Below are 12,234 nucleotides of genomic sequence, written 5' to 3'. Positions count from 1 at the left end.
CTACCGCTGCTCGGGACCCCCCGGAAGCGGCGCATTCCCCCCCTGGTCCACGGTGGTGTCGCCCAGCACGCCCTCCACGTAGACCCGCTTCGCGAGCACGACGAGGGCGGCCAGGAGCGGCGTGGCGAGGACCACGCCGAGGCCGCCGGTCAGCGTGCCCATCAGCACCTGCGTCGCCAGGATGAGCCCCGGCGGCAGCGACACCGTGCTCCGCTGGATGAGCGGCGTGATCAGGTAGCTCTCGACGAGCTGGATGCCGAGGTAGAGCGCGGCCACGTAGCCCGCCATCGCCGGGCCCTGCAGCAGGCCGAGCAGGGCGGCCGGCACGAGCGCGAGCAGCGGTCCGATGTACGGGACGAACGTCAGCGTCGCCGCCAGGATCGCGAGCACCAGCGCCAGGCGGATGCCGAGGAGCGCGAGGCCGATCCAGGTCATGACGCCCACGACGGCCATGGAGAGGAGCCTCCCGAGCAGCCACCGGCGAAGGATGTGCCCCGTGTCGTCGAGCACCGTCGACGCACGTTCCCGCCGTGCGATGGGGACGAGGCGGAGCAGGCCCTTGCGGTAGGTCGCGGGCTCGGCCGCGAGGAAGAGGCCCACGAACAGGACGATGACCGCGCCCGCGAGGGCGCCGAGCGTGGTCGAGAGCAGGCGGGTGGCGCCCACGAGCGCCTGCCGGGCGTGCGGGAGGACCCGGACGTCCGAGAGGCGCTCGGCGAGCTCGCGGCCCCAGGCATACCGTCCGGCGTGCTCGGCGATGCGACGCGCGGCCTGGGGCAAGCGCTGCGCGAGCTCGTCCACCTGCGCCGCGAGCGAGGGCGCGATGAGCCAGACGCCCGCCGTGACGACGGCGGCGAGCGCGGCGACGGTGACGATCAGCGCCCAGCCGCTCGAGAGAGGGGTACGGCGGCTCAGCCAGTCCCCGATGCCGCGCAGGAAGACAGCCAGGAGGATCCCCGCGAAGACGAGGGCGACGACGTCGAACACGGCCCGGAGCGTCCAGAGGAGCAGCCCGATCACCGCGGCGGCCGCGAGTGCGACCATGGCCGTGGAGGAGGCGATCGCTCGCGCCTGCCCGAGCCCGTCGGCCTCCGAACTCGGTCTCTTCTCCGCCACCTCGGCCCCGTCGGCGCGCGGCCGCGCCTCTGCTCACCTCCATTCCGCCAGCCGTGTTGCACGTCAAGGCGTCGAGGGCGCCCCCGCGCGCACCTCACCCGCGGCGGGCATGCACGGGGGATCTCGAGTCCAGCTCACGAGTGCGCACGGTGGTGACGGCGCTCGGCTGTGCCCGGCGCCTCTCCGGGAGCATCTCCCGTCTGCAGCGTCGCCCGAGGCTGGCCGGGCGCTGCGTTCCCGGCGGCGGGCATGGAGGGGCTGCCGCCGCGTATTTCGAGCCCATGGCGGCACATCCAGCCCGGCGCCCCGTGGCGATCTATCCCTGCCCGGCCCATCGCCAGGACATTGCCGTCGCACAGGACAGCCGATCTCGGCACAAGCGGAGGCACGCTAGTCGCAAGGATGTCGGGGCATGTTGCGAGAAACCTGCATGCGGATGTTCTGGTCGGGGACGGTTCTGCTCGTGGCTGTCGCCGGCTGTCGAACCGACGAGCCGCGCGGAGAGGCCCTCCGGGAGAACCGGCAGGGGGAAGCACCGGCGCAGCAGCCGCAGCGGGGAGCGCAGACGCCGCCGGAGAGCGCGGCGCGGCAAGCTCCTCCAGGCGAAGTCGAGGTTGGCGGCGTGCTGTCCTGCCGCCCCGAGGCCGAGGTCGAGGCCGCCATGACCCGCCTTATCGCGCTGGCGGACGCGAACCAGGACGGGGCGCTCTCGAAGGACGAAGCGCTCGGTCTGACGAACGTCGTGGTCGGCGGCTTCTTCTTTCGCGCCGACGAGAACGGCGACGGGGTGGTGACGCCCGAGGAGGGAAGGAAGGTGCGAGCGGAGTTCATGAACCAGAACCCCGCGGCCGCCGCGCTCTTCCAGGAGGCGCGCAGGACGACCGGCAAGAGCCCCTTCGCGACGCTCGCTCGGCTGTTCGACGTCGACTACGGCAAGCCGCTCCCCATCGCCGAGGCGCGCGACGCGGCCCGCGCCGCGGTGGAGGACCTGTACCGCGCGGCCGATCAGAACCGCGACGGGATCCTCTCCCGCGCCGAGGCCAGCGCCGTGGTCTGGGACGGCGCGCGGGCGCTGGGCCGGTCGGCGTTCGAGGCAGCCGACGGCGACCGGAACGGGCGTCTGACCCTGCAGGAGTTCCAGGCAGCCCTCCAGGAGCCGGCCAAGGTGGCCTTCGCCATGGCCGATACCAACAACGATGGACAGCTCACCGAAGAAGAAGGGGCCAGAGCGATGGGGCAACTCGTGAAGCGGCTCGGTATCCAGCCGCCCGCACCGAAATGAACAGACGGGTTGGGGAGGAGATGATGCAAAGGGAACACGGAAGATCTAGGGTGGCCTTGGTCCTCGCGGCGGCGGGGCCTCTGCTCGTGGCCGCATGTGATCGGGAAGAGAGGACGCTCGGGACGACGCGCCCCTCGGACGGCCCCCAGGTCGAACCGCGGGTGGCGGTCGCCAGCGCGGTCGACAGCATCGTGGCGGCGCGGTGCGACCGCGAGGCGCGGTGCAACAACGTCGGCCAAGGCCGGGAGTACGCGAGCAAGGACGCCTGCGCCACCAGGATCCGAGCCGAGTGGCGCGACGAGCTCAATTTCGCCGAGTGCCCGGGCGGTATCGACTCCAAGGAGCTGAACGAATGCCTGCAAGAGATCCGCAACGACGACTGCAACAATCCGTTCGATACGCTCGGCCGGATCGCCGCGTGCCGCTCCAGCGATCTCTGCCGAGCCACTCGGTAGTCGTGCTCACTCCGTCGCTCCGGGGCTCAACCCGGATCGATGGAGCGCAATATCGGGCTTGCGGTCGAGGGGCGCTGAGCCGCTCGGCTGCCGCGCCCGCTCTCTGATGTGACGTGTCGTGAGGGAGGGAAAGCCATGCAAAAGATTGCTGGGAAACTGGTCGTGGGCCTGATCTCGGTGTCGGGAATGAGCCTGTTCGCGGCGGCGTGCGGCGGCGAAAAGGGGTCGGGCGGGGAGGCGCAAACCCCGGGTGACGGGCAACGCGAGGCGCCGGTGCCGGTCGGCAGCGCCGTCGATAGCATCGTGGCGGCGCGGTGCGACCGCGAGGCGCGGTGCAACAACATCGGACAAGGCCGGGAGTATTCGAGCAAGGATGCGTGCTCGAACAAGATCCGATCCGATTGGCGCGACGATCTCAACTTCACCGAGTGCCCGGGCGGCATCGACGCCAAGGCGCTGAACGAGTGTCTGGAGGGGATCCGCAATGAGGAGTGCGGCAACCCGTTCGACACCCTCGGGCGGGTCGTCGCCTGTCGCTCCAGCGATCTCTGCCGCGACACGCGCTAGGCGCTGGTCGAACCGGGCGCCGCTCCGGTCATGTTTGCGAAGAGGGAACAACGGACGCGCCGCCGCTCGGCTGCGCCCGAGAGAGGCTCATTCCCCACGGGCAAGGGCAGTATAGAGCGAGATGAGCGCCCGCTCGGCTGCGCGCAGCGCGGTCAAGATCTGCTGGTCGGACGCGGGTACGCGGTCCGCGGGGTGAAGGAGCGCCGTATCCGCCCGAAACTCCCGCACGGCGGCGGACACGCGGCACGATCCGCGGTGCGGACCGGCCGCGCGCGCCTGCGTGGCGGACGCCACGTCGCGGAGCGCGTGCTCCGTCGCCGCGCGGAAGCTCGCGTACCGGGCGGCGACATCGAACCAGACCGCATCGTTCTGGAGTCCGCCGGCGACCTGGGAGACGCCGGCCGTCGTGTGCGCGAAAGGTACCCTGTCGAGCGCCTTGCCCAGCCGCACGATCGCGAGCCGCACGAGGCTCTCCAGCCGCGGCCGCTGCGCCGCCTCCGCCCACCGCACGGCCTCCGAGTACGCGGCGATCGCGTCGCGGAACGCGCGGAGCGCCTCATCGGCCTCTTCATCCGGCGACTCCGGCTCGAGCTGGGCCGCGGGTGGCGGCCGGATGTCCGCGGGTGGAGCCACCACCGGCGAGGTGTACGAGCAGGCGCCGAGGCTCAGGCTTGCGCAGCGCGTCCCGGCGATGCGTCGAAATCCCACGTGAACGCGCCCTGTATGCGCCGCTCCATCGGCCCGGCGCCGATCGCAGGGCGACATCGCTGGCTGCGCCGCAGGATGGCATACTGCCGCACATGCCGGCGGATCATGGGCGTTCAGCGCTCGCGCGACAGCCGAGATCATCCCGGGAGCAGGGCGGGACGAGCCTGCGGTCCATCGTTCGGGGAGTGATCGCGGTGATGGCCGTGCTCCTGCTGCTCTCGGCGGCAGCCATGGGACTGCTCACCAGGTTCCTGCACCGGACGTCGCGCCTCATCGACGACAGCGTCGAGGGCGTCCGGCTGGCGATGGAGCTGCAGCAGCAGATGACGCAGTACAACCGCCTCAGCAACCTCGCGCTGGCGTCCGCCGAGCGCGGGCTCGCACCCGCCGAGGACAACGGCCCAGCGCTGGAGGCGATCGTCACCGGCGCGAACCGGCGCCTCGTCGAGGTCCGAAAATACGTCGGCAGCCCGGAGGAAGAGTCCCTGCTGCGCGAGGTGGAGCAGCGCATGCACGGCTACTTCGCCTCCCGGAGCACCCTCCTCGAGCGCCGCGTGACGCCGGGCGAAGCCATCCGGGCCTCCTCGCCGCGGCTGGAGGCCGCGATGACGAGCCTCCAGGACTTCGTCGACAAGAACCGGCGGCAGGCCGAGGACGCGATGCGCCGGGCAGCCGCCTGGGACTCGACGGCGGACGCGCTGAGCGTCGCCGTTGCCCTGCTTGCCGCGATCGCGAGCGTGTCGTCGCTCGTCGCCCTCGAGCGCCGCGTCCATTCCCCGCTCGCGGCGCTCGAGCGGGCCATCGAGCGCTTCGCGCGCGGCGACAAGGCCGCGCGCGCCCCGGCCGCGGGGCCCTCGGAGCTGCGCTCGATCGCGCGCGTCTTCAACGCCATGGCGAAGAGGCTGGCACACCAGGAGGAGAATCAGCTCACCTTCATCGCCGGCGTTGCCCACGACCTCCGCAACCCCCTGACGGCGCTCCGGTTCAAGGTCGGCAGGTTCGACCCGAGCGGCCCGGCGCCGACCGCGGAGCAGGCCCGGCGGGAAAACGATCTCATCGCACGGCAGGTCGTTCGCATGGATCGGCTCGTCGGCGATCTCCTGGACGCCACCCGGATCCACGCCGGCCGGCTCGAGCTCAAGCTGGAAGCCTGCGATGTGCGCGAGCTCGCGCGCGAGGCGGCGGAGCTCTTGCGCCCTCTGTCGTCGTCTCATGAGATCACCGTCTCGATCGCCCCGGGACCTGTGGTTGCCCGCTGTGATCCGACGCGCATCGCGCAGGTGCTCAACAACCTCATCAGCAATGCCGTCAAGTATTCTCCTCAGGGAGGAGAGATCACCGTCTCCGTGGGAGAGGACGGCGGCCGTGCCTCCGTCGCGATCGCCGACCAGGGCATCGGCATCGAGCCGGAGGAGGTCGAGCGGATCTTCGAGCCGTTCCGCCGTGCCGGCGCGTCCCGCGACCTGGTGCCCGGCGTCGGGCTCGGGTTATGGCTCGCGCGGCGGATCGCCGAGGCGCACGGCGGATCGCTCGACGTGAAGAGCACACCGGGCCAGGGATCGGTCTTTCGCCTCGCGCTGCCCCTCGCGGAGGGCGCAACGAGCGCGACGTCACGGAGCGCCCGGGCGGCGTCGACGCTGCGGAGCTGAGCGAGCGCCTGCGAGAGATCCGAGGGGACAATCACCACCACCCGTTCGGCCCTTTCGGCCATCCCTGGACTTTCACAGTCCGACCGTCAGGTCTATGGACATGGTTGACGTGACGCGGCCATGCCCGGCCCGCTCAGGATGGGTCCGGCCGCGCCGGGTTCTCTGCCTCCGATAAACGTCGCGGTGGAGCTGCGCTGCAGGCTGCCGCCCCATGGATCATGGAGCATGTCGCGTGTTCTTCAGCAACTGGAACAGCCTGGGTCGGATCGTGCTGGTCGGCGGCCTCGCCTACGTGGCGCTGGTCGTGCTGCTCCGGGTCTCCGGGAAACGCGTGCTCTCGAAGATGAACGCCTTCGACCTGGTCGTCACCATCGCGCTCGGCTCGACGCTCGCGACCGTGATGCTCTCGAAGAGCGTGGCGCTCCTCGAGGGCGTGCTCGCGTTCGCGCTGCTCATCTCGCTCCAGTTCCTGATCACCTGGCTCTCGGTCCGCTCGAAGACGGTGAGCCGGATGATCAAGGCCGAGCCGATGCTCCTCGTACACCGCGGAGAGATGCTCCCGGGCGCGCTCAAGCAGGAGCGCGTCGTCGAGGCCGAGATCCTCGCGGCTGCGCGCGAGCACGGGCTCATGTCGCTGGCGGAGGTGGAGGCGATCATCCTGGAGACGGACGGCAGCTTCTCGGTGATAAAGCGCTCGCCATCGAGCGAGGAGGCGTCAGCCACCCCATGAGCAGGGCGCTCGCCCGTCGCGCTGGCTCGCCTCTGGAGCGCGTCGACTTGCCGACCCCTTGCGGCGCCGCTGCGTCGACCCAAGAGGTCGCGCGGACATGCAGCAGGAGGTAGATCCATGCCGGAGAAGGGAGCTCGTGAGCACGCCACCCACCAGGTTGATCTGAATACCGCGTCCGAGGACGAGCTGGCCGAGGTCAGCGACATCGGAGCGCAGCGCGCGCGAAAGATCGTCGAGTATCGACAGCAGCGCGGTGAGTTCAAGAGCGTCGACGACCTCGTGAACGTCGAGGGATTCGGGCAGACGCTGACGGACGATCTGCGCAACGCGCTGACGGTGTCGAGCGGGCGCAAGGTCGCCTAGACTAGGCCACCGGCGCCACCGCGTCGAGACGGCGGCCGCGGCGCTCGCGCTCGGGCGCCCGGTGCGGTTGCAAGAGGTGGTGGGTGGCGGCCAGGCGCCGCGCGGCCGGGATCGGTTACTCGAGGCGCGGCGCCGTCCACCGCATCCAGCGGGCCAGGTCGGCCCTCGCCCCGTCGGCCCGCAGCACGTTGGTGCTGTCGGTGCCGCCTCCGACGAGGAACTTCTTCACGTACGCCTCGAGGACCGCCCGCTGCGACGAGGGGAACGCGCAGTGGGTATGATAGCTGGTCTGCCAGTAGCCCATCTTGTCGGGCACGCCGAGCCCCTCCCAGATCGCGTGGGCGATCGACCCGGCCGTGAAGGTGCTGTCGATACCGAGCCAGTCGACCTGGTTGTCGATGACGAGCAGCGCGCGCGGAGCGACGAGGCCCATGACCATGTGATGATCGAACGGGAGGTTGTTCACCCGGCTGCCGAAGCTCGAGCCGAAGTTCGAGCGGAACCACGGCTGCTCGTTGGCCGCGTTGGACAGGGTCTGCACGTTCTCCCCGGCGTTGGCCCCGGCCTGCGAGACGCGCCAGCTCGCCGAGCCTCCGGCGCCCGACTCCTGCGGGATCGTCAGCACGATGCGCTCGTCGAACGCGCCCGCCATGAGCGCTCCCTTGCCGTTGCGCGAGCAGCCGGTCACGGCGATGCGCTTCGTGTCGATGTTGGCGCCCGGGGTCTTCTCCAGCGCATCGATGACCCGGCTGATGCCCCAGGCCCACGCGATCATCGAGCTGGCCGCGTGGCTCCTGCCGTAAAGATCGTAGAACTTCCCCGTCCCGCGCGAGCCGCCCCCGGACTGGGCGCCCATCCCGTTGTTGTCGAAGTTGGCCGTCGCGACGCCGTTCCGGGTGAACACGCTCGTGTCCAGGTTGTTGCCGCCGACGCCGATGACGAGCGGGATGGGCCCCGCAGGCGCCCCGGAAGGCCGGCTGATGTCGATGGAGAAGGAGATGCTCTTTCCTGCCTCGTTGACGCCGACCGTCAGCCTGTTCCCCGAGAACGATCCCGTGACTTTGTCCTTGGAGATCGCGGGCTTCGGTCCGGACTCATACTCTTCGACCTGCGCCTTGATCTCCGCGCGCCGGCACGCCCACTCCGACTTCTTCGTGATGCGCGAGCCGCTCACGTTCAGGAACGGATCCTGATGGGTCTCGAACGCCGGCAGCGCCGACGCGGTAGGCAACGACGGCCTGGGGCAGCTCGCGCCGCTGTCTTCGACAGCGCCCGACCCACCACCGCCACCGCCGCCGCCGGACCCGCCGCTGCCGCCGGAGCCGCCCGACCCGCCGGAGCCACCGGAGCCGCCCGCGCCGCCGCTGCCGCCCGCCCCGCCGCTCCCGCCGGCACCGCCGCCGCCGCCCGCGCCGCCGCCGCCACCCACGCCGGTGGTCGACGACGAGCTCGACGACGAGCTCGACGACGAGCTCGAGCTGCTGGACGAGGAGGACGCGCTCGTGCCGCCGGTCGTGCCGCCGCTGCCGGTGACCGAGACGATCGTAGGCCGCCCGCTGCCGTTCGCGCAGAACCCGAAATCCGTCGAGCGACCCAAGGCCACCGCTCCGTTGTGGCTCGCGTTCGTGGCGGTGAACTGCCCGCCCGATCCGGTGGGGGTCGCGTTCCACACGTTGTTCGTCGTCGAGCCGTTGAGCCCGACCACCACGCTCCAGCCGGTGGTCGCCGGGTCGCGGGTGTTGTTCTTCACCGTCACGTTCGCGCAGTAGCCGCTCCCCCAGTCCGACGTGACGGCGAGAGTCGCCGCCATCGAACGGTCCGAGCTGTCCACGGCCGAGTCGAGCTCACCGAGATCCTCGCCCTCGAGAGGCTCGACGGCGCACCCCAGCACACTGCAAGCCAACGAAGCGGACATGTAGCCAAGCAAGCGAGCGATTCGCATTAAGGTTCTCCGTGCTCGGACCGGCTGAGCCGCAGGCTTCTGCTCAAGATGGATCTGTGAACCATCGAGACGCCTGCGAGCTCCCCGCTCCATGGGTTGTAAGTTCGAATTCCCGGCCAGCGTGCTTTTGATCACGTTGCACCCGCGGTGCCTGTGCCGACCACGTGCCTGGCATCACAAGACGTTCGTCGGGGAATACTCACATGTGGACACGTCGCGTGATGGAGCTGGGCATCCGGCGAAGCAAGAGCGCTCGGACGCACGGCCCCAGGGAGCAAGTCATCCTGGAAGCAGCCTCACGCGGAGTCGACCCTTGAGCGTCCGGTGATCGACGGCAGCGCCCGGTCGATCGTGGTCCGGGCCGCCAAGGGGGATTGGACCATTGAATACAAAATCGGCCCACAAGTCAAGGCTCTTTTGTTTCCGCCGGCGGTTTGTCGGTGCAACGTACAGCCACGTTGCGCGCGCTCTCCCGGGCATAGAACCCTATGGGGCTCGTTCACTCTCCTGGGAAAGCGATGACATCTCGATAATCGGCCCTGGGAGGCGCCCGAGCCAGCAGCATCTCCTCCCGTGTCAGCCCGTGTCAGCCCGAGATGAGCGTCGCGATTCACCCTTGACGCCGGCAAACCGCTTTGGTCTTGCTTCTCCCTGGCCCACCTTCCACGCGAAAGGCTGATGCAGATGACGCCCCCTTCAGAAAATGAGATTTCAAGTCGCTCAGGCCCAACGCCTGCCAAGCGGCCCCCTTCGATGGCGATCCGGAGAGCCCCGCTCCTCCTCGTCGGGCTCCTGGGCGTCGCGCTCGCAAGCGCCTGTTCCTCGAGCGGCGCCGACGGGCCGAACGGGACCACCGGCAGCGGCGGGTCCAGCTCGGCGGGAGGCTCCACCGAGGCCACCGGGCCCGGGGCGACCGGCACGAGCGGCGGCTCGGGCGGCGGCGCTACGACCGGCGCCGGGGGCGACGGCGCCGGAGGCGAGGGCGGAATGCTGGGCTCCGACGAGGAGTACCCCCTGCCGGACTCCCTGCCGGACGAGACCGGAGCAGACCTCTGGCTCCGGTACCCGAAGGTCCCGATTCCGAGGCGCCTCGCGGAGTACCAGGCTGCCCTCAAGCGCGTCGTCAAATCGGGGAGCGGCGCGAGCCTCGACATCGCCGAGGCCGAGCTCGTCAAGGGCCTGAGCGGCCTGACCGGCGGGACCGTCGAGACCGGCGCGGCCGTCGACGGCCCGGGCGCCGTGGTGATCGGGACGGCGACCGCCGACGTCATCAAGGGCCTCCCGCTCGCGGCGCGCCTCGGCGACCTGGGCCCCGAGGGCTACCTCGTCGAGACCGCGGACGTGGGAGGCCAATCGGTGATCGCCGTGGCGGGCAACACGGAGGTCGGCGTGCTCTATGGCGCCTTCGCCCTCCTCCGGCACCTCCAGAGCCACAGCGCCCTCGCCGGGCTGTCGCTCAAGGGCTCTCCCAAGATCGAGCATCGCATCCTGAACCACTGGGACAACCTCGATCGCAGCGTCGAGCGCGGCTACGCGGGCCGCTCCATCTGGGACTGGAGCGCGCTGCCGGGCACGCTCTCCCCCCGTTACAAGGACTACGCGAGGGCCAACGCCTCCCTCGGCATCAACGGGACCGTGCTCACCAACGTGAACGCCAACGCGCAGGTCCTCACGCCGTCGTACCTCACGAAGGTGAAGGCGCTCGCCGACGTCTTCCGCCCTTATGGCATCAAGGTCTACCTCACGGCCCGCTTCAGCGCTCCGGTCGAGATCGGCAACCTGAGCACGGCCGACCCGACCAACGCCAACGTCAAGCAATGGTGGGCGAACAAGGTCGACGAGATCTACCGGCAGATCCCCGACTTCGGCGGCTTCCTCGTGAAGGCGAACTCCGAGGGTCAGCCGGGGCCGCAGGACTACAACCGCACGCACGCCGACGGCGCCAACATGCTCGCCGACGCCCTCGCGCCCCACAAGGGCATCGTGATGTGGCGCGCCTTCGTCTACTCGGACACGAGCCCCCCGGACCGCATCAAGCAGGCGTACGAAGAGTTCAAGCCCCTGGACGGCAAGTTCAAGGAGAACGTCCTCGTGCAAGCGAAGAACGGCCCCCTCGACTTCCAGCCTCGGGAGCCGTTCCATCCGCTGTTCGGGGCCATGCCGAAGACGCCGCTGGTCCTCGAGCTCCAGATCACGAAGGAGTACCTCGGCGAAGACACGCACCTCGCCTATCTCGGCCCGCTCTACGAGGAGGTCCTCAGGGCGGACACCCACGCGAACGGCGACGGCTCGACCGTGGCGCGGGTCATCGACGGCTCCCTCCACGACTATGCGACCACCGCGATCGCGGGCGTCTCCAACGTCGGCGACGACGCGAACTGGACCGGATCCCACATGAACCAGGCGAACTGGTACGTGTTCGGGCGGATGGCGTGGAATCCAGACCTCTCCGCCGAGGCCATCGCCGAAGAGTGGGTCCGCCAGACGCTCTCGAACGACCCCGTCGTCGTCGAGCCGGTCGTTCAGATGATGATGAGCTCCCACCAGACGCTCGTCGACTACATGACGCCGCTCGGCCTGGTCCACATCATGGGCAGCGACCACCACTACGGGCCAGCCCCGTGGGTGAACAACCTGGGCCGCGCCGAGTGGAACCCGGTCTACTACCACAAGGCGGACGCGAGCGGCATCGGCTTCAACCGATCTCCCTCGGGCAGCAACGCGGTCGCCCAGTACTTCGCGCCCGTGGGGCAGCAGTTCGGGAGCCGGGAGACGGTGCCTGACGATTTTCTGCTCTTCTTCCACAAAGTCGGCTGGCAGGACAAGCTGAGCTCCGGGCGCACGGTCTGGGAGGAGCTCGTCCATCGCTACAGCCTCGGCGTGGACGGGGTGAAGCTCCTGCGAGATGCATGGCAGTCCGTCGAGGGCCGCATCGACGCAAAGCGCTTCAAGGAGGTGGCCGAGTTCCTGCAGATCCAGCACTACGAGGCGCGCTGGTGGCGCGACGCGTGCCTCTCCTACTTCGCCCAGGTCGGGAGGCTTGAGGTCCCGAGCGGCTATGCCCCGCCGGCGAACTCGCTGAGCTTCTACCAGGGGCTCCGCTGCCCCACCGACGCAAAGAAGCCCCGCTGCTCGCAGGTCTACACGGGGGAGCCGTCGCCCGCCATCCTCCCATGAGCTCGTCCGGTCGGCTCGGCGTCGCCCGAGCGGCCTGCGGATCGACACCGGATCATCGGTAGCTCCGGGCCGCGCGGCGCGCTGTCGAGCCCGCTCACGCCCCTCATCACGCGCATCGGCTCACCGGGGACGACCAGGTACCCCGGTGTCCTGCCCGTCGACCCGGCGACGCCGCGGGGTCACGCGCGCTGGGGCCCTGTGGCCCGGCCCCCTGTCGAGCGCGCTGTCGATCGAGTCGACGCTCA

The 12,234-nt window shown here is 70.0% G+C and carries 10 protein-coding genes; 7 read left to right on the top strand and 3 right to left on the bottom strand.

Going from position 1 to position 12,234, the window contains the following annotated elements; all coding sequences use genetic code 11:
- A complete protein-coding gene (locus NQZ70_RS05535) occupies positions 1–1,044 on the bottom strand; it encodes an AI-2E family transporter (protein ID WP_129573282.1) in 1,044 nt (347 codons plus the stop codon).
- 484 nt (positions 1,045–1,528) lie between these two features.
- On the opposite strand from NQZ70_RS05535, the gene NQZ70_RS05530 reads away from it, so the two are divergent.
- The 3 genes from NQZ70_RS05530 (at position 1,529) to NQZ70_RS05520 (ending at position 3,420) form a co-directional block, all read left to right on the top strand.
- Entirely contained in the window at positions 1,529–2,398 is an 870-nt protein-coding gene (locus NQZ70_RS05530) for an EF-hand domain-containing protein (protein WP_129573281.1), read from the top strand.
- Positions 2,399–2,448: 50 nt separating this feature from the next.
- Positions 2,449–2,853, top strand: a complete 405-nt coding sequence (locus NQZ70_RS05525; RefSeq protein ID WP_129573280.1) for a DUF6184 family natural product biosynthesis lipoprotein — start codon at positions 2,449–2,451, stop codon at positions 2,851–2,853.
- 135 nt (positions 2,854–2,988) lie between these two features.
- Positions 2,989–3,420: a DUF6184 family natural product biosynthesis lipoprotein gene (locus NQZ70_RS05520; RefSeq protein WP_129573279.1), complete on the top strand. Its 432-nt coding sequence runs from the start codon at positions 2,989–2,991 to the stop codon at positions 3,418–3,420.
- Positions 3,421–3,507: 87 nt separating this feature from the next.
- On the opposite strand, the gene NQZ70_RS05515 is transcribed toward NQZ70_RS05520, so the two are convergent.
- Positions 3,508–4,128 carry a hypothetical protein gene (locus NQZ70_RS05515; protein WP_129573278.1) on the bottom strand — a complete coding sequence of 207 codons (621 nt, stop codon included), beginning with the start codon at positions 4,126–4,128 and terminating at the stop codon, positions 3,508–3,510.
- A gap of 185 nt (positions 4,129–4,313) precedes the next feature.
- On the opposite strand from NQZ70_RS05515, the gene NQZ70_RS05510 reads away from it, so the two are divergent.
- From NQZ70_RS05510 to NQZ70_RS05500, 3 genes are all read left to right on the top strand, one after another.
- Positions 4,314–5,777 (top strand): HAMP domain-containing sensor histidine kinase, encoded by a 1,464-nt coding sequence (locus NQZ70_RS05510; RefSeq protein ID WP_207217754.1) that lies wholly within the window; start codon positions 4,314–4,316, stop codon positions 5,775–5,777.
- 232 nt (positions 5,778–6,009) lie between these two features.
- Positions 6,010–6,507 (top strand): DUF421 domain-containing protein, encoded by a 498-nt coding sequence (locus NQZ70_RS05505; RefSeq protein WP_129581164.1) that lies wholly within the window; start codon positions 6,010–6,012, stop codon positions 6,505–6,507.
- 117 nt (positions 6,508–6,624) lie between these two features.
- Positions 6,625–6,870 (top strand): helix-hairpin-helix domain-containing protein, encoded by a 246-nt coding sequence (locus tag NQZ70_RS05500; RefSeq protein ID WP_129573276.1) that lies wholly within the window; start codon positions 6,625–6,627, stop codon positions 6,868–6,870.
- A gap of 115 nt (positions 6,871–6,985) precedes the next feature.
- Here NQZ70_RS05500 and NQZ70_RS05495 read toward each other — a convergent pair whose 3' ends face one another.
- Positions 6,986–8,785 (bottom strand): cellulose binding domain-containing protein, encoded by a 1,800-nt coding sequence (locus tag NQZ70_RS05495; RefSeq protein ID WP_129573275.1) that lies wholly within the window; start codon positions 8,783–8,785, stop codon positions 6,986–6,988.
- Positions 8,786–9,565: 780 nt separating this feature from the next.
- Here NQZ70_RS05495 and NQZ70_RS05490 point away from each other — a divergent pair.
- The gene (locus NQZ70_RS05490; RefSeq protein ID WP_129573274.1) at positions 9,566–11,989 is read left to right on the top strand and encodes an alpha-glucuronidase family glycosyl hydrolase; all 2,424 of its coding nucleotides are present in this window, start codon (positions 9,566–9,568) and stop codon (positions 11,987–11,989) included.
- The last annotated feature ends 245 nt before the right edge of the window (positions 11,990–12,234 follow it).

This window comes from Sorangium sp. So ce836, assembly GCF_028553905.1.
GTDB classification, from domain to species: domain Bacteria; phylum Myxococcota_A; class Polyangia; order Polyangiales; family Polyangiaceae; genus Sorangium; species Sorangium cellulosum_D.
Note: the sequence above shows the minus strand (reverse complement) of the source record. Positions and strands in the feature narration are given on the sequence as shown.